20 protein-coding genes and 2 tRNA genes are annotated in these 15,274 nt (G+C 41.4%); 7 read left to right on the top strand and 15 right to left on the bottom strand.

What is annotated here, in order from left to right:
• Positions 1-116 precede the first annotated feature (116 nt).
• The gene (locus Q0E03_RS07435; protein ID WP_297131117.1) at positions 117-503 is read right to left on the bottom strand and encodes a Mini-ribonuclease 3; all 387 of its coding nucleotides are present in this window, start codon (positions 501-503) and stop codon (positions 117-119) included.
• Positions 503-1,777 carry a GTPase ObgE gene (gene obgE, locus Q0E03_RS07430; RefSeq protein WP_294799283.1) on the bottom strand — a complete coding sequence of 425 codons (1,275 nt, stop codon included), beginning with the start codon at positions 1,775-1,777 and terminating at the stop codon, positions 503-505. The genes Q0E03_RS07435 and obgE overlap by 1 nt, the downstream gene beginning before the upstream one ends.
• A 238-nt stretch (positions 1,778-2,015) precedes the next feature.
• Between obgE and Q0E03_RS07425 the strand changes: the two genes are divergently transcribed.
• Positions 2,016-2,654 carry a helix-turn-helix domain-containing protein gene (locus Q0E03_RS07425; protein WP_297131113.1) on the top strand — a complete coding sequence of 213 codons (639 nt, stop codon included), beginning with the start codon at positions 2,016-2,018 and terminating at the stop codon, positions 2,652-2,654.
• 36 nt (positions 2,655-2,690) lie between these two features.
• Here Q0E03_RS07425 and Q0E03_RS07420 read toward each other — a convergent pair whose 3' ends face one another.
• A complete protein-coding gene (locus Q0E03_RS07420; RefSeq protein ID WP_297131111.1) occupies positions 2,691-3,080 on the bottom strand; it encodes a DUF5301 domain-containing protein in 390 nt (129 codons plus the stop codon).
• Between the two features lie 358 nt (positions 3,081-3,438).
• Between Q0E03_RS07420 and Q0E03_RS07415 the strand changes: the two genes are divergently transcribed.
• Positions 3,439-4,122, top strand: coding sequence for a helix-turn-helix domain-containing protein (locus tag Q0E03_RS07415; protein WP_297131108.1), 684 nt, complete (start codon positions 3,439-3,441; stop codon positions 4,120-4,122).
• Between the two features lie 222 nt (positions 4,123-4,344).
• Here Q0E03_RS07415 and Q0E03_RS07410 read toward each other — a convergent pair.
• The 5 genes from Q0E03_RS07410 to Q0E03_RS07390 form a co-directional block, all read right to left on the bottom strand.
• Positions 4,345-4,421: transfer RNA gene (locus tag Q0E03_RS07410), tRNA-Arg, on the bottom strand.
• A gap of 132 nt (positions 4,422-4,553) precedes the next feature.
• Entirely contained in the window at positions 4,554-4,838 is a 285-nt protein-coding gene (gene rpmA / locus Q0E03_RS07405) for a 50S ribosomal protein L27 (RefSeq protein WP_078767872.1), read from the bottom strand.
• 2 nt (positions 4,839-4,840) lie between these two features.
• Positions 4,841-5,158, bottom strand: a complete 318-nt coding sequence (locus Q0E03_RS07400; RefSeq protein ID WP_078767873.1) for a ribosomal-processing cysteine protease Prp — start codon at positions 5,156-5,158, stop codon at positions 4,841-4,843.
• 12 nt (positions 5,159-5,170) lie between these two features.
• The gene (gene rplU, locus Q0E03_RS07395) at positions 5,171-5,479 is read right to left on the bottom strand and encodes a 50S ribosomal protein L21 (protein WP_078767874.1); all 309 of its coding nucleotides are present in this window, start codon (positions 5,477-5,479) and stop codon (positions 5,171-5,173) included.
• Positions 5,480-5,731: 252 nt separating this feature from the next.
• Positions 5,732-5,807 (bottom strand) — tRNA-Val (locus Q0E03_RS07390).
• Between the two features lie 128 nt (positions 5,808-5,935).
• On the opposite strand from Q0E03_RS07390, the gene Q0E03_RS07385 reads away from it, so the two are divergent.
• The 4 genes from Q0E03_RS07385 to Q0E03_RS07370 are packed head-to-tail and all read left to right on the top strand — an operon-like array spanning position 5,936 to position 8,524.
• A complete protein-coding gene (locus tag Q0E03_RS07385) occupies positions 5,936-6,694 on the top strand; it encodes a type III pantothenate kinase (RefSeq protein ID WP_294836301.1) in 759 nt (252 codons plus the stop codon).
• Between the two features lie 26 nt (positions 6,695-6,720).
• A complete protein-coding gene (locus tag Q0E03_RS07380; RefSeq protein ID WP_297131105.1) occupies positions 6,721-7,989 on the top strand; it encodes an O-acetylhomoserine aminocarboxypropyltransferase/cysteine synthase family protein in 1,269 nt (422 codons plus the stop codon).
• A 17-nt stretch (positions 7,990-8,006) separates the two neighbouring features.
• Complete coding sequence (locus Q0E03_RS07375) at positions 8,007-8,258, top strand: kinase to dihydroxyacetone kinase (protein ID WP_177664608.1); 252 nt, start codon at positions 8,007-8,009, stop codon at positions 8,256-8,258.
• Positions 8,258-8,524: a PqqD family protein gene (locus tag Q0E03_RS07370; RefSeq protein ID WP_297131102.1), complete on the top strand. Its 267-nt coding sequence runs from the start codon at positions 8,258-8,260 to the stop codon at positions 8,522-8,524. Before Q0E03_RS07375 ends, Q0E03_RS07370 begins: the two co-directional genes overlap by 1 nt.
• Positions 8,525-8,560: 36 nt before the next feature.
• Here the strand turns inward: Q0E03_RS07370 and Q0E03_RS07365 are convergent, their stop codons facing one another.
• From Q0E03_RS07365 to Q0E03_RS07355, 3 genes are read right to left on the bottom strand one after another with little or no spacing between them, the layout of a single operon-like run.
• The gene (locus Q0E03_RS07365; protein WP_297131099.1) at positions 8,561-9,184 is read right to left on the bottom strand and encodes a CHAP domain-containing protein; all 624 of its coding nucleotides are present in this window, start codon (positions 9,182-9,184) and stop codon (positions 8,561-8,563) included.
• Positions 9,178-9,384 carry a hypothetical protein gene (locus Q0E03_RS07360; RefSeq protein WP_297131097.1) on the bottom strand — a complete coding sequence of 69 codons (207 nt, stop codon included), beginning with the start codon at positions 9,382-9,384 and terminating at the stop codon, positions 9,178-9,180. Before Q0E03_RS07360 ends, Q0E03_RS07365 begins: the two co-directional genes overlap by 7 nt.
• A 46-nt stretch (positions 9,385-9,430) precedes the next feature.
• Positions 9,431-9,733, bottom strand: coding sequence for a hypothetical protein (locus Q0E03_RS07355; RefSeq protein ID WP_297131094.1), 303 nt, complete (start codon positions 9,731-9,733; stop codon positions 9,431-9,433).
• A gap of 229 nt (positions 9,734-9,962) precedes the next feature.
• Between Q0E03_RS07355 and Q0E03_RS07350 the strand changes: the two genes are divergently transcribed.
• The gene (locus Q0E03_RS07350; RefSeq protein WP_297131091.1) at positions 9,963-10,463 is read left to right on the top strand and encodes a hypothetical protein; all 501 of its coding nucleotides are present in this window, start codon (positions 9,963-9,965) and stop codon (positions 10,461-10,463) included.
• Positions 10,464-10,503: 40 nt separating this feature from the next.
• Here Q0E03_RS07350 and dnaJ read toward each other — a convergent pair whose 3' ends face one another.
• From dnaJ to hrcA, 4 genes are all read right to left on the bottom strand, one after another.
• On the bottom strand, positions 10,504-11,661 hold the full coding sequence (gene dnaJ / locus Q0E03_RS07345; RefSeq protein ID WP_294836310.1) for a molecular chaperone DnaJ: 1,158 nt from the start codon (positions 11,659-11,661) through the stop codon (positions 10,504-10,506).
• A 71-nt stretch (positions 11,662-11,732) separates the two neighbouring features.
• Positions 11,733-13,580 (bottom strand): molecular chaperone DnaK, encoded by a 1,848-nt coding sequence (gene dnaK / locus Q0E03_RS07340; protein WP_297131089.1) that lies wholly within the window; start codon positions 13,578-13,580, stop codon positions 11,733-11,735.
• A gap of 45 nt (positions 13,581-13,625) precedes the next feature.
• Positions 13,626-14,159: a nucleotide exchange factor GrpE gene (grpE, locus tag Q0E03_RS07335; protein ID WP_297131087.1), complete on the bottom strand. Its 534-nt coding sequence runs from the start codon at positions 14,157-14,159 to the stop codon at positions 13,626-13,628.
• On the bottom strand, positions 14,152-15,189 hold the full coding sequence (gene hrcA, locus Q0E03_RS07330) for a heat-inducible transcriptional repressor HrcA (protein WP_297131084.1): 1,038 nt from the start codon (positions 15,187-15,189) through the stop codon (positions 14,152-14,154). Before hrcA ends, grpE begins: the two co-directional genes overlap by 8 nt.
• Positions 15,190-15,274 lie beyond the last annotated feature (85 nt).

Below are 15,274 nucleotides of genomic sequence, written 5' to 3'. Positions count from 1 at the left end.
ATAAAGCCATGAAAATAATAATACCGTATCTAACCGTATTTTTACAACTTTATTCAAAAAAATAACCGCCCTGTATTACGGGAATACAAGAACGGTTATTCTTATTAAATTGCTTTTTATTTTGTTATAATTCCAAACAGTTCTTTGATTCTGTCGTCCTGCTCGGTGAGGTACAAATATCCGAAAAGTGCCTCAACACCTGTTGCGATGTGGTACTCTCCCTGGCTTGCGGATTTTGGATTATGCCCCACCTTGGCATTTCTGCCACGCTTGTACACTGCGGTTTCCTGCTCGGTGAGAACATCCTTGATTTTATCATAAGCCAAAGTTTGAGACTTTGCCGACACAAATTTTACGCTTTCCTTGTGCAAATCATTTACGGGACGGTTTGCATCAAGCACCAAGGTTTCACGCACAAGCATTTCATAAATGCAGTCGCCGATAAACGCAAGATTAAGCGGACTGAGTTCGTTTGGATGCGCTTCTTTATCTGTAAATCTCATTACGGAATATACTCGAATTCAATGTCATAAAGGCTGACAATATCGCCCTCTTGAATCCCTTTCTCTCTTAATGCGTCAAACACGCCACTCTTTTCAAGCACTCTTTGCATATACTGAAGTGCCTCGTAGTCGGTGACATCAATGCCCTTGAGAACTCTCGGGAACCACTTTGCCTCAACAAGATAGTAGCCCTCGTCCTCTTGAGTAATCTTAAAGCTGTTGTCATCCTCCGGAATGAGTGACTCAAGCGGAATTTCCTCAACCTCGTATTCCTTAATCGGCGGAAGCTCCTTGAGCATATTCCAAGTGACATTCATCAATTCCTTTGTGCCCTCCATAATCGGTGCACAAATAGAATAATAATCATAGCCCTTGTCGTTGACATATTTTTTGAATTCTTCAATCTGTTCCGGCTCTGCCATATCAATCTTATTGCCTGCAACAATCATAGGACGCTCGGCAAGGTCGGGATTGAATTTTTTGAGTTCCTCATTGATTTTTTCAAAATCATCAATCGGATTTCTGCCCTCGCTGCCGCTGACATCAACAATGTGAATAAGCATTCTGCAACGCTCAACATGGCGCAAAAACTGATGACCCAAGCCAACGCCCTCGCTTGCACCCTCGATAAGTCCAGGAATATCGGCAAGAACAAAGCTGTTGCCCTCGCCCATGCTTACAACGCCGAGATTCGGCACAAGAGTTGTGAAGTGGTAATCGCCGATTTTCGGCTTTGCCTGTGAAACAACGGAAATAAGACTGCTTTTGCCGACTGACGGATAACCGACAAGACCGACATCCGCAAGAAGTTTCAATTCAAGGCTAACTTCCCACTCCTCGCCCGGAACACCCGGCTTTGCAAAACGAGGAACTTGACGGGTTGAAGTTGCAAAGTGCATATTGCCCCATCCGCCTTTTCCGCCTTTTGCGGCAACAAAACGCTCCGTTTTGCTCATATCCGCCATAACAGCCTTGCTGTTCGCTTCACGGATGATTGTGCCACGAGGCACTTTGATTTCGAGGTCTTGACCTTTTTTGCCGTTGCAACGACCGCCTTTTCCGCCCTCGCCGTTCGGTGCGGAATACTTGCGCTTATATCTGAAATCGGCAAGAGTTGCAAGATTGTCGTCAACTACAAAAACAACATCTCCGCCCTTTCCGCCGTCACCGCCGTCTGGACCGCCTGCCGCAACATATTTTTCTCTGTGAAAGGCAACCGCACCGGCACCGCCGTCGCCACCTTTGATTTTTATTTTTGCAATATCTACAAACATATTATCACCATTTTAATAATGGGCTGTCAATTATGACAACCCCAAAGTTCGTGTTCATATATCATTATCATCGGTATAATTATACCAAATATTTTTTATATTATAACAAACACCCATTGTAATTTCAAGGCTTTTGTGCCACAGCCCCATATTCTCACGAAGTTTCACCAATTCTCGCTCCGTGTCCTTTACAATTTTTGCATGCCGTGTTATATTGGCATTGAAAGGAGAGGTGGCTATGGAACAAGAAAAAATCGGTAAATTCATTGCAGAAAATCGAAAAGCAAAAGGCTTGACGCAGATAGAATTTGCAGAAAAATTAGGAGTTTCAAACAAATCCGTATCCCGTTGGGAAACAGGCAAAAATATGCCTGATGTATCCTTGTTTCTCCCATTGTGCGAACTGCTCGATATTTCAGTCAACGAACTGATTATAGGCGAACGCATCACCACGGAAGAAAGCAAAAAGGCGGACGAAATCATCGTTGAAACGATAAAAACTTCTAACAAAAAACTTCGCACATTGCATATATTGCTATATGCGGTTGTTGTTTTGGTAAACGCAGTTTTCACCATTGGCGTACCGCTGACCGCAACTCCGACTGACGCAATGGCAGTTCCTCTTATGGCAATAATCGGCGGTGCACTTTCAGCCCTGCTGTTGTCATTCCTGAACATCAAGCCTGTTTGGAAATTTATTTTCATCCCTATTTCGGCAATAGAACTGCTTGTCGGCAGCGCAATCTATTGTTCAGATATATTTGACTACGGCTTGCAATACGCAACTATCATAGCGTTTATTGAATTAGCAATCTTCCTGCTGGCAATGGGCATTGAAAAAATTATAAAAACAATCAAAAAAGCAAAAAATAAATAAGGCAATCCAACGGGTTGCCTTATTTTACTGTAACATTCAATTAACTTCTTTCAACCGATTATATATTTCTTCATCAATAATACAAATTCCGCTATACGGCTGTTCAATATAGAATTTGCCTTTATCTTTATACACAAAAACGGTAGTTTTTTCTGTTTGCGAATTAAGTTCAACTTTTATATAATTATCAACTTGAGGAAAATCCTGAACGCTTTGTTTATTTGTCGGTTTGGAATCAGTCATACCGTTTATCACTTCATCAATCCAAGCTTTGTCCAAGCAGTTCATGGTGTTTTCACCAACAGTCACATCAACAGAAACAACATCGCTGCTTTGAGGCAATACAATAGGATTTGCTTTTTTACCGCAAGCAAACAAAGTCAATATGCAAACAACGCAGATTATTACAGAAAAACATTTTTTCATAAATACATTCTCCTTGACCGATTTTCTTTATTTAACATAAAAAAATAAAAATCTGTCAAAGAAAAAAAGAAATTTCGGCAAAAAACAAAACACCCTCGATATCTCGATATAAGATTATCAAGGATACAAATGCAAAGAATTATAGGAAGTTGAAAATCTCTAAAAAATTTCAGACATAAAAATACCGCCTATTTTCCTCATCTTGAGGTCAATAGGCGGTGGATAGAAATTTTCATATTAATTTGGTATAATATAATCTAATCCTGATAAAAAGCATAAATTCTATCGGACTCTACGGTTCGTTTGGTGTATTTGTTGTATTTTTATACTATAATTTTTGTGAAAGGAGATGTGATTTATGAACCAAGAAAAAATAGGAAAATTTATTGCCGAACTTCGCAAAGAAAACAATATGACACAAATGGAATTAGCCGACAAATTAAAAGTAACTGATAGAGCTATTTCTAAATGGGAGAACGGTCGAGGTTTGCCAGATGTTTCGTTATTCGAACCACTTTGCAAAGAATTAAATATATCCATAAACGAATTGCTGAAAGGTGAAAAAACAAAAGAAAACAACATAGAACATTTATCAGTAGAAACTATGATGAGCTATAATAGATATATTAAACGAAAAGAAAAACAAAAAATGTTTCTTTTACTAATCATAATTGTAATTGTTTTATGCACTTTCCTAACAATGGCAATACTGTCTTTTAACAAAACCTTTTTTGAAACAAAATATACCTCTGATTTTGTTAGTGGTGTCAGTATTCCAATTCCTAAACATTCTTATTATAGAGGAACAGGCGGAATGGATGTATATACCACAAAATTAAAAACATTAAAACAACCTGACGGAATTAATATTTTTATTAATAGATATTTGTGTTCTTTGGAAAAAGTAGAATATGACAATGAAATTTATTATTATGACCAAGAAAATAATTTCACAATATTGCAATATAGAATAAACAACGATGGTATAGGTTTTATTAACACAATCTATATAACATACACAGAAGGTAGGATTGAAAGTTAATACTTCATTTCAACCATATTAGAACTAAGACCACTTATCAAATAGTAGGTGGTGTTTCATAATTATATATAGCGAATTTTCTGCTTCTTAGCAGACATTACTTTGCAAAGAATATCATCTACTGCATCAGTGTATCTGCCTTGTGTTATCAGTCTGTTTCTTCGCAAAAATGAAAAAAACGCCGAAAAGCCTTGATTTTACTAGGCTTTTCGGCTGTGTTTTTGGCATCCCCGACCGGAATCGAACCGATGGCCTACTGCTTAGGAGGCAGTCGCTCTATCCTACTGAGCTACGGAGACATATTTGCAAAAAAATTCAATTCGTTTTGTCATTATCTTTGCAACATTTTAATTATAATTATATTCTGCCCGATTGTCAACCGAGCAAACAAAAAACATCCGCAATCCTGCGACTGCGGATGAATCTGTCAATTACTGCTCAACTGGGTAAACAGAAACCTTTTTTCTGTCCTTGCCCATTCTTTCGAATCTAACTGTACCGTCTACGAGAGCAAAAAGAGTGTCGTCCTTGCCGATACCTACATTAGTACCCGGGTGGATGTGTGTGCCTCTTTGACGATAAAGGATGTTGCCTGCAAGTACGAACTGACCGTCAGCTCTCTTTGCGCCCAAACGCTTTGATTCGCTGTCTCTGCCGTTCTTTGTAGAACCCATACCTTTTTTATGAGCAAAAAGTTGTACATTAAGCTTAAGCATAATTACACCTCCGATATAGTTACTTTTATGTTTTGAGGATAATCTTTTTGGAGTTCCGTCATATGAAGAACCAAACCGTTGAGAATATCCTGTGCCTTTTCCGGTGATGACTTGATGCGCAATGACATATATCCGTCGGAAGCAGAAGCACGGGCATCAAGTTTGATAACATCCGTGATTGTATTTGCCGTGAGATAACACGCACTGCTGATGAATGCACACAAAACATCATTGCCCTCGTCGGCAAATCCGGTGTGACCTTTGCATTCAAATCCTGTAAGCATATCACCGCTTTTGAAAAATTCTATTCTGTTAATCATTAAATCAAACAATTAAGCGTTAATCTTTGTGATCTCAACCTTTGTGTAAGGCTGTCTGTGACCCATCTTGCGCTTTTCGTTCTTCTTTGGCTTGTAGGTGAAAACAGTGATTTTCTTGCCCTTGCCGTTCTTAACAACTGTTGCGTCAACAGTAGCCTTTGCGCAATCCTTGCCAGCCTTAAGACCCTTGTCTGTGCCAACTGCAAGAACCTGATCGAAAGTGATTTTTGCTTCTGCTTCTGCATCGAGCTTTTCGATGTAAAGAACATCACCTTCAGATACCTTGTACTGCTTTCCGCCTGTTACGATAACTGCGTACATAGTAATAACTCTCCTTCATAAGTCTCGCTACGATAGGCGAACACACCGAGGTGCATTTCTTACTGCCCATAATATGCGGCTTAATTATTATAGCAGAAAACGGCGAAAAGTCAAGAGGTTAATTAAATAATTTATTGATATTCATTAGGCGAACACAGTTCGCCCCTACGGTGTCAAAATCTTCCCAAGGTTCGAGTCCCTAAATTACTCAATAAAAAAAACATAGACACTCAAAAGAGTGTCTATGTTTTTTGGTGGAAACAACAGGGCTCGAACCTGTGACCCTCTGCTTGTAAGGCAGATGCTCTCCCAGCTGAGCTATGCTTCCGTGGTCAACGTCATTTATTATAGCATAAATTTTTCATTTGTCAATAGAAAATTTAAAATTTTTTATTTTACAAAGCGTAGCATATATGATAATATATATTAGATACAAACTAAAGTGAGGTAATGACTATGTTACTTGCAGTTGATGTGGGCAATACCAACATCGTGCTCGGAGTTATTGACGGCGAGGAACTTGTCAGTTCAGGCAGAGTTTCCACCAATATATACGAAACAGAAGACGAATGTGCAATGAAGATATATTCTTTTTTGAATTTGCACGACAACATACAAATTGACGGAGCAATCATTTCTTCGGTTGTTCCTGCACTTGTCACCACGCTGAAAAAAGCAATTTACACCGTTTGCAAGGTGAACGCAATAGTTGTCGGTCCCGGCATAAAAACAGGACTTTCAATAAAAATTGACGACCCGGCACAGCTCGGTGCAGACCTTGTTGTAGGTGCGGTTGCGGCAAAAGAAAAATATCCGCAGCCAACCATTATCTTTGATTTAGGCACTGCAACCACAGGCTCGGTGCTCGACAAAGACGGCAACTTCTTGGGCGGAACAATCACAACAGGAGTAAAGACTTCTATAAACGCCTTATCGGCAGGTGCGGCTTTGCTTCCGCAGATTGACATAACAGCGCCGAAAAAAATCATCGGCACAAATTCAATCGAGAGTATGCAATCGGGATGCGTCATCGGCACAGCGTGTATGATTGACGGACTCATTGACAAATTTGAGCAAGAACTCGGCGAAAAGGCAACGATTGTTGTCACAGGCGGTCTTGGCAAATCAATAGCAAAAAATTGCAGTCACGATATGATAATTGATGAAAATCTTTTGATTGACGGACTGCGAATTATATATAACAAAAATAAATAATTTCATTTTTAGAGAGGACAATTAAAATGAAGCTTGATACCATTTGTGTGCAAGGCACATACAAACCAAAAAACGGTGAACCACGAGTTATACCGATTGTTCAATCAACAACATTCAAATATGACAGCAGTGCCGAGATGGGCGACTTGTTTGATTTGAAAAAGAGCGGATATTTTTATTCACGACTTCAAAATCCGACCTGCGACAATGTTGCATCAAAGATTGCGGCTCTTGAGGGCGGAGTGGCAGGAATGCTCACAGGCTCGGGTCAGGCGGCAAACTTCTATGCGGTGTTCAACATTGCACAGGCAGGCGACCACATTGTGTCATCATCTGCAATCTACGGCGGAACATTCAATCTTTTCAATGTCACAATGAGAAAACTCGGAATTGATTTCACATTCGTTTCACCAACCGCAACAGAGGAAGAAATCCAAGCTGCCATTAAGCCGAACACAAAGGCAATTTTCGGCGAAACAATTTCTAACCCAAGCCTTGATATTTTGGACATCGAAACATTTGCAAAGGTTGCTCACAAGAACGGAATTCCGCTCATCGTTGACAACACATTTGCAACCCCTATCAACTGCCGTGTGTTTGATTTCGGCGTTGATATTGTTACACATTCAACAACAAAATATATGGAAGGTCATGCATCAACAATCGGCGGTGCAATCGTTGACAGCGGTAATTTTGACTGGACTCAAAACGACAAATATCCGGGACTCACAACTCCCGACGACAGCTACCACGGCGTTGTTTACACCGACACATTCGGCAAAGGCGCATACATCACAAAGGCAACCGTTCAGCTTATGAGAGATTTGGGTTCTGTTCAATCACCAAACGAAGCATTCCTTTTGAATGTCGGTCTTGAATCATTGCATTTAAGAGTTCAAAGACATTGCGAGAACGCAAAAAAGGTTGCAAAGTATCTTGAAAATCATCCAAAAATTGAATGGGTTAAATGCGCAATGCTTCCAAACGACAGCCAATACGCACTTGCTCAAAAATATATGCCAAACGGCACTTGCGGTGTTGTTTCATTCGGCGTTAAGGGCGGCAGAGATGCGGCAACAACATTTATGGACAGCCTTGAATTGGCAGCCGTTGTTACCCATGTTGCAGACGCAAGAACATGTTGCCTGCACCCTGCATCAACAACTCACCGTCAGTTGACAGACGAACAACTCGCAGAATGCGGTGTAACACCTGACTTGGTAAGATTTTCTTGCGGTATTGAAGCTGCAGAGGATATTATCGCAGACATCGAGCAAGCACTCAACAAGATTTAACCAAAGGAGATTTTACAATGCTTGAATACAGATACGACACACAACTTCTCATCGAGGGCACAGACCTTGACGAGGATGCAATCAACGATTACTTTGTGGAGCACTTCAAGGGCGACTGCCTCATCGCAGTCGGTGACGAGGATTTAATCAAAATCCACTACCACACCAACGAACCGTGGAAAGTTTTGGAATATTGCAGAAGTCTCGGCGAAATTTACGATATTGTCATTGAAGATATGGACAGACAAGAAAGAGGGCTAAAAGGCTAATGAGAATTAAAAAAGGCTTCACCGTGCGAAACATCGCCGGATCTGACATTGTTGTTCCTGTCGGCAACGCAGAAAGAGTTTTCAACGGAATGATTACCCTCAACGAAAGCGGAACGTTTTTTTGGAATGCATTGCTCAAAGACACCACCGTTGACGAAGTGGTAAAAAAGGTCACCTTGGAATATGATGTTGACGAAAGCAAAGCAAAAGCCGATGTTGAGAAATTCATCAATCTGCTCCGAGAAAACAACCTCATAGAGGAATAAACAAAACCCCACCAACTCAAATTGGTGGGGTTATTTTTACGGTTTTACAAGCTTACCTTTTTTGAGTAACGCAAGCATTTTTTCATTTTGTTCGGGCGTGCCCTTATAATCTTTGATTTTATTCTTTGCGGCAATCTTTTTGCGATAAGCAAAATCGCTTTTTGCGCCAACAGCCTCTAAAGCATCAACTATGCTCAGGCTATCACCCTTATAGGTCTTGAAGCATTTTACCGTTTTTTTCTTCTTTTTAGGTCGAAGAACGCCCAAAAACGAAGTATAGTTATGCTTAACAAGGGTCATTGGCTCGTGCTTTGATTTTGGATAATTTTGGTCATAAGAATAAAAATACGAGGTAGTTCCCTCGCCAGTTGCAACGGAAATATGCCCATTTCCGCTTTTTGAAGTGAACACGCAAAGGTCACCCTTTTTCGGAACAAACTCCGCCGTGTTGTCAATCCATTTAAAATTCTTAGTGAGATATTCACTCGTTTTGCGTTTGTTGTAATATTCGATAGCATTACCGATGCTTTCAGGCTTCACCCCAAGAACATTCTTGATATAATGCTTTGCAAGGTCAACGCACTGAACTCCGTAAACACCGTCATAATCAATGCTTTTGCCGAGATTTTGGCTCACCCATTTTTCAAAGGTCATCAACATTCGCCCTCTTTCTTTTCAAGGTTCATCACAGCGGAAATCCCTGCGGACACCGCCGCAATGAGTAAGCCTGTTATCGCAGACTTTACGCTCACCTTGTCATCGGTAAAATTGATATACACCACATTGACCGTGATATAAGCAAGTGCAGACTGGATAAAAGTTCGCCCTGCTCGTTTTAATGTTGTCTTTGTACAAGTCATATTTGTCCTCCTTTAAAATAAAATTCAAGTTGTCACGGCTCATAAATTACTTATGTGCCTGTTGATTTAAATATTTTTGCAATTTGTTTTTTGCAATCGGCACAGAGTGGTTTGCGCCGAGCTGTTCCAAACCGTCAAGTGCGGCGGAAAGTCCGTAGCAAATAAGCTTGTTTTCTTCCTTTAGCCTTGCAATAGCCTTATCCTGTGCGGTGTTTCGCTCCGACTGCATTCGAGAATTATTTTTCAGCGAATAAATATATCCTGCAAGCGATTTGCACACACCGAAAACAGTTAAGCAAGCCGTCACCACCGCACCGACGGTTATGATAATTTGCGCCAAGCTGTTCACGCTTTCGCTCCTTTCAAATAAAGGTGCACAGCACCCTCGGGGACAGCTTCTATATTACATTACATAATATGCCCCTGCAACCAAGCGTGTTATTTTGCGGACATCTGATATTCGCTATATGCAACAACAAAAGCATAAAAACATCCAAAACGGCAAAAAATTTTTAAACTTGCTTTTCATTTCAATAAAGTTTATAATTAGATTACAACAAAACAAGGGTGTCAAACCTATGATTTACTACATTGATACAAGCGAAATATTTTTTGATGATTGCTCCGCTCATTTCATCAATTCAAAGAATGACGAATTTATAACTTGCGGAAAAATCACAATTCCGATTGTTGACGAGGATGATTCAAATTTTATTAACACAGCAAAAGAAAAATACGGCATAAACTTTTTTCTTGATGAACGGGACTGTTCAACGGAAATTTATGCCATACCTTACATAAACATTTTTGCTTCGGACGAAAGCGGTGTTTACGCTGTTATAAATGACTTCCCCGATACAAAATCAAACAAACATATATGCTATATCAATACCGAATCTTTAACAGCTTACGACCTGCAATGCACGCTTATGGAATTTGTAAATTCAATCAATAACGGCAACTTCAAAAAGCAACTAAGCAATCAAATTCCAAGCGGAGATTTAACCGTTTACCGCAACATATCCGATGCAAAGAAGCATATAAAAATCTCAAAAATCACTGATTTTATAAAAAAATAAGACAGAGCCGAAATCGGTTCTGTCTTTTAATTTTAAAATATTATTTCTTTTTGAATTTGTCAAAAAATCCTTCTTTGCCCTTATTGGCAACATAGGACTTGTCAAATTCTTTAAGTAACTTCTTTTGTTCCTCGGTGAGTGACTTTGGAATATCAACAACGATATGAACATAAAGGTCGCCCTTTGCAACGCTGTTAAGTCGCTGAATACCTTTGCCCTTGAGTCTGAACACTTCGTTTGGCTGTGTTCCCGACGGAACGGAATATTCAACATCGCCGTCAAGGGTTGGAATACGAACCTTAACGCCGAGGCAAGCCTCGACAATGCTGATATGCTTTTCGTAATGAATATCGTAGCCGTCACGGATAAAGTCCTTGTGATCCTCAACGATAACGCCGACTCTAAGGTCGCCCGCAGGTCCGCCGTTTATGCCGACATCGCCCAAACCTCTTGCAGTAACAACCTGATTGTTGTCAATGCCGGCAGGAATGTTGATGTCAACCTTTGTCTTTCTGCGAACCTTACCTCTGCCCGCACACTTGGTGCAAGGCTTGTCGATAATTTTACCCGTACCGTTACAGGTTGGACAAGGTCTTGTTGAGCTGACTTGGAAAAATCCCGAGCCTTGCTGAACGGTAATATGACCGCTGCCGCCGCACTGTGTACAGGTTTTTGGACTTGTGCCCTCTGCACAGCCTGTGCCGTGACACTTTGAGCAATCCTCAACCTTTGACACTTCAACGGTTTTCTTGCAACCTTTTGCGGCTTCCTCAAAAGAAATGGTAACGGTTGTTTGAATATCTCTGCCTCGTTGCGGAGCATTTGGATTTCTGCCTCCGCCAAATCCGCCGAAGCCTCCGCCGCCTCCGAAGAAGCTGCTGAAAATATCGCCGAGGTCTATATCACCGTCGAAGCCGAAGCCACCTGCTCCGCCACCGTATCCGCCTTGGCTTGCCGCATAATTAGGGTCAACACCGGCAAAGCCGAATTGGTCGTACTTTGCTCTTTTATCTGCATCGGACAAAACAGAGTAAGCCTCGTTACATTCCTTGAATTTTTCAGCTGCCGATGGGTCGTCCTTGTTCAAATCGGGATGATATTTTTTTGCAGCCTGACGAAACGCTTTTTTGATTTCGTCATTTGTTGCGCCCTTTTGTACACCGAGCACCTCATAGTAATCTCTTTTTTGTTCAGGCATAAATTGATTGCCCTCCTATTATATCACAGAATGGGTGACCGAAGCCACCCCGTTCTGCTTATTGATTTTTATTAGTTGTCGTCAACCTCTGTATAATCAGCATCTGTATAGCCTGCGTTGCCGCCCTGCTGTCCTGCATTAGGGTCTGCCTGCTGTTGAGCACCTGCCTGTGCATTTTGTGCTGCCTGTGCTGCTTCATATACCTTTTGAGAAACCTCATAGAACTTGTTTGTGAGATCTTCTTGCTTTGCCTTGATAGCGTCTGTGTCGTCGCCTTTCAATGCTTCCTTGAGGTCGTTGAGTTTTGCTTCAAGAGCGCTCTTGTCATCTGCAGAGAACTTGTCTGCATCTTCCGAAAGCATCTTTTCTGTTTGATATACCATTTGGTCTGCGTTGTTGCGGATATCAACAGCTTCTCTCTTCTTCTTATCTTCTTCTGCAAATTGCTCTGCTTCTCTTACAGCCTTGTCAATATCGTCCTTAGACATATTTGAAGAAGCTGTGATTGAGATATTCTGCTCCTTGCCTGTGCCGAGATCCTTTGCGCTTACATGAACGATACCGTTTTCATCAATATCGAATGTAACTTCAATCTGCGGAACACCACGGCGAGCCGGCATAATACCGTCAAGGTGGAACATACCGAGAGTCTTGTTATCCTTTGCAAATTCTCTTTCGCCCTGAAGAACATGAACTTCTACTGAAGTTTGGTTATCTGCGGCTGTTGAGAAAATCTGTGATTTCTTTGTAGGAATTGTTGTGTTACGCTCGATGATAACTGTGTTTACACCGCCCATTGTTTCGATACCGAGTGAAAGAGGTGTAACATCAAGAAGTACCAAGCCGTCAACATCGTTGTTGAGAACACCGCCCTGAATTGCGGCACCCATAGCAACACATTCATCAGGGTTAATGCCCTTGAACGGTTCTTTGCCTGAGAAGTTCTTGATTGCTTCCTGAACTGCAGGAATACGAGTTGAACCGCCGACAAGGAGAATCTTGTCGAGGTCGTTCATTGAAAGACCCGAATCCTTCATTGCCTGACGAACAGGACCCATTGTTGCTTCAACAAGGTCTGCTGTCATTTCATTGAACTTTGCTCTTGTAAGAGTTGCTTCAAGGTGCTTTGGACCTGTTGCGTCTGCTGTAATGAACGGAAGTGAGATTTGAGCCTGAGTCATACCGGAAAGGTCAATCTTTGCCTTTTCTGCTGCTTCCTTAACACGCTGCATAGCCATCTTATCTGCTGAAAGGTCAATGCCGTTTTGTGCCTTGAAGTCGGCAATAAGCCAATCCATAATTCTCTTATCGAAGTCATCACCGCCAAGGTGGTTGTTACCTGCTGTTGCAAGAACTTCCTGAACACCGTCGCCCATTTCGATGATAGATACATCGAATGTACCGCCGCCGAGGTCGTAAACCATAACCTTTTGATCGTCTTCCTTATCAATACCGAATGCCAAAGCGGCAGCTGTAGGCTCGTTGATAATTCTCTTTACTTCAAGACCTGCAATCTTGCCTGCGTCCTTTGTTGCCTGACGCTGTGAGTCTGTGAAGTAAGCAGGAACCGTGATAACAGCCTCTGTTACTTTTTGACCGAGATAAGCCTCTGCATCACCCTTGAGTTTTTGAAGAATGATTGAAGAAATTTCCTGTGGAGTGTAGTCCTTGCCGTCAACGTCTACCTTGTAGTCACTACCCATATGTCTTTTGATTGATGAAATTGTTTTGTCCGGATTTGTGATAGCCTGACGCTTTGCAACAGCGCCTACCATTCTTTCGCCGTCCTTTGTGAATGCTACAACAGAAGGAGTTGTTCTTGCGCCCTCTGCGTTTGGAATTACAACTGCTTCGCCGCCTTCGATTACTGCAACACAGCTGTTTGTTGTACCTAAATCAATACCAATAATCTTTCCCATAATAAAATATCTCCTTTTCTGAATAATTACTAATTTGATTTGTTATCAGTTGGCTGTCTTTACCATAGCCGGTCTGATAACTCGGTCGCCGATTTTGTATCCTTTTTGGAAAACATCGGTGATTACATTTTCTTCAAGTCCGTCATCTTCAATATGCATCACTGCATTATGGAAGTTAGGGTCAAAACTCTCACCGCTTTCGCCATAGGCTTCAACGCCGATTTTTGAAAGAGTTGACATCAAGCCTTCAAGCGTCATTTCAACACCCTTTTTGAGTGCCTCAAAATCTTCACCGTCTTGGTTAAGTGCTCTTTCGAGGTTATCAATAACAGGCAAAATCTCGGCAACTACATTGCCTTTTGCATTGGAATAGGTTTGCTCCTTTTCCTTTGCCGATCTCACTCTGAAATTTGCATATTCAGCAGCCGTATAAGCAAGCTGTTTTTTCATATCCGCAAGCTGATCTTCAACGGTTGGCTCTTTTGTTTCCTCAACCTCGGTATCAACTGCCTTTTCTTCTGTTTCGGCAGAAGTGTTTTGTTCTTTATTTTCTTTTGCTTTGGTTTCTTTCTTACTCATATATTACTCCACCCTCCTTTAACAAATCAGAACAGGTTTTTACTATATAATCTATTCTCGGAAGAATAGAGCTATAATCAATTCTCAATGAGCCTATAATGCCGAGAGTTGCAAGCTGGTCGTCATAATATTCAAACTTTGCAACCGCCGTGGCTGTGTTTTTAAGCTCGTATATCGGATTTTCTTCTCCGAGGAAAAGTGCGCTTTGCATTTTGCTCTTTGCAATCTGCGTGAGCATATCTTCAAGCTTTGTCTTTTCTGCAAGGAATGTAAGAAGTCCGAACACCGATTCGCCGAATTCCTCTTGCTTGAGCAAATTGTTTTGACCGTAGATTTGAAGTGTGCCATCGCTCGCTTCTTTGCAAAGTGAGCAAAACGACGACAACACAGGAAGCATATCAAACAATCTGTCACGAAGCACAGGCGCTGTTGACTGAATGAGCGACATATTGATTTCGTTTACCGGAACACCGATAAAAAATTCTCTTGCCAGCACATAAAACAGTCGTCTGAAATTGTCATCTATCCTGCACGGCATTTGAATGACCGAGGACTTAATTTTGCCTCCGACCGTGAGCATAACAAGCATTGCCTTTTTTTCACCTGCGGGAATCAAATCGGCACCCTGCACACAATCATATTCATCCTTAACCGTTGAGAAAAACGAAGTGCAACCCGTTGCCTCCGACAAAAGTTTTGCCGCGTCGGCAAGCAATCTTTCGGGGTCGGATGCGTTGACACTCAACACCTGATTTATCTTTTGTTTTTCAAACGGTGTGAGCGGTTTTGGCACAAGCAAATTATCTACATAATATCTATAAGAAGCGTTTGTCGGAATTCTGCCGCCCGATGTGTGTCGCTGTTGCAAAAATCCAAGCTCGCCGAGAGCCGCCATCTCATTTCTTATTGTAGCGGAGGAAACAGCATAAGGAAGCAACTGGCAAAGTGTTTTTGAACCCATCGGCTCGCCTGTTTGAATATAATGATTAATAATCAAATTCAATATATCCGACCGTCTGTTGCCAATCATATCCTCGCCTCCTTTTTGTTTAGCACTCTTTGTGCCTGAGTGCTAACTACATTTATTATATTATATCCCGAAACAGTATTTGTCA

The sequence above is a fragment of the uncultured Eubacterium sp. genome (assembly GCF_934525195.1).
In the GTDB taxonomy this organism is placed as follows: domain Bacteria; phylum Bacillota; class Clostridia; order Oscillospirales; family Acutalibacteraceae; genus Eubacterium_R.
This window is presented reverse-complemented; position numbering and strand designations above follow the sequence as displayed.

What these genes read in the sequence shown, in the direction of transcription:
- Q0E03_RS07425 (WP_297131113.1), top strand. Translation starts at nt 2,016, where the DNA reads ATGGAACAAGAAAAAATCGGTAAATTCATTGCAGAAAATCGAAAAGCA.
- Q0E03_RS07350 (WP_297131091.1), top strand. Translation starts at nt 9,963, where the DNA reads ATGATTTACTACATTGATACAAGCGAAATATTTTTTGATGATTGCTCC.
- grpE (WP_297131087.1), bottom strand. Translation starts at nt 14,159, where the DNA reads ATGAGTAAGAAAGAAACCAAAGCAAAAGAAAATAAAGAACAAAACACT.
- hrcA (WP_297131084.1), bottom strand. Translation starts at nt 15,189, where the DNA reads ATGATTGGCAACAGACGGTCGGATATATTGAATTTGATTATTAATCAT.
- Q0E03_RS07435 (WP_297131117.1), bottom strand. Translation starts at nt 503, where the DNA reads ATGAGATTTACAGATAAAGAAGCGCATCCAAACGAACTCAGTCCGCTT.
- obgE (WP_294799283.1), bottom strand. Translation starts at nt 1,777, where the DNA reads ATGTTTGTAGATATTGCAAAAATAAAAATCAAAGGTGGCGACGGCGGT.
- Q0E03_RS07415 (WP_297131108.1), top strand. Translation starts at nt 3,439, where the DNA reads ATGAACCAAGAAAAAATAGGAAAATTTATTGCCGAACTTCGCAAAGAA.
- Q0E03_RS07360 (WP_297131097.1), bottom strand. Translation starts at nt 9,384, where the DNA reads ATGACTTGTACAAAGACAACATTAAAACGAGCAGGGCGAACTTTTATC.
- rpmA (WP_078767872.1), bottom strand. Translation starts at nt 4,838, where the DNA reads ATGCTTAAGCTTAATGTACAACTTTTTGCTCATAAAAAAGGTATGGGT.
- Q0E03_RS07385 (WP_294836301.1), top strand. Translation starts at nt 5,936, where the DNA reads ATGTTACTTGCAGTTGATGTGGGCAATACCAACATCGTGCTCGGAGTT.
- Q0E03_RS07380 (WP_297131105.1), top strand. Translation starts at nt 6,721, where the DNA reads ATGAAGCTTGATACCATTTGTGTGCAAGGCACATACAAACCAAAAAAC.
- rplU (WP_078767874.1), bottom strand. Translation starts at nt 5,479, where the DNA reads ATGTACGCAGTTATCGTAACAGGCGGAAAGCAGTACAAGGTATCTGAA.
- Q0E03_RS07375 (WP_177664608.1), top strand. Translation starts at nt 8,007, where the DNA reads ATGCTTGAATACAGATACGACACACAACTTCTCATCGAGGGCACAGAC.
- Q0E03_RS07420 (WP_297131111.1), bottom strand. Translation starts at nt 3,080, where the DNA reads ATGAAAAAATGTTTTTCTGTAATAATCTGCGTTGTTTGCATATTGACT.
- Q0E03_RS07370 (WP_297131102.1), top strand. Translation starts at nt 8,258, where the DNA reads ATGAGAATTAAAAAAGGCTTCACCGTGCGAAACATCGCCGGATCTGAC.
- dnaJ (WP_294836310.1), bottom strand. Translation starts at nt 11,661, where the DNA reads ATGCCTGAACAAAAAAGAGATTACTATGAGGTGCTCGGTGTACAAAAG.
- Q0E03_RS07400 (WP_078767873.1), bottom strand. Translation starts at nt 5,158, where the DNA reads ATGATTAACAGAATAGAATTTTTCAAAAGCGGTGATATGCTTACAGGA.
- Q0E03_RS07365 (WP_297131099.1), bottom strand. Translation starts at nt 9,184, where the DNA reads ATGTTGATGACCTTTGAAAAATGGGTGAGCCAAAATCTCGGCAAAAGC.
- dnaK (WP_297131089.1), bottom strand. Translation starts at nt 13,580, where the DNA reads ATGGGAAAGATTATTGGTATTGATTTAGGTACAACAAACAGCTGTGTT.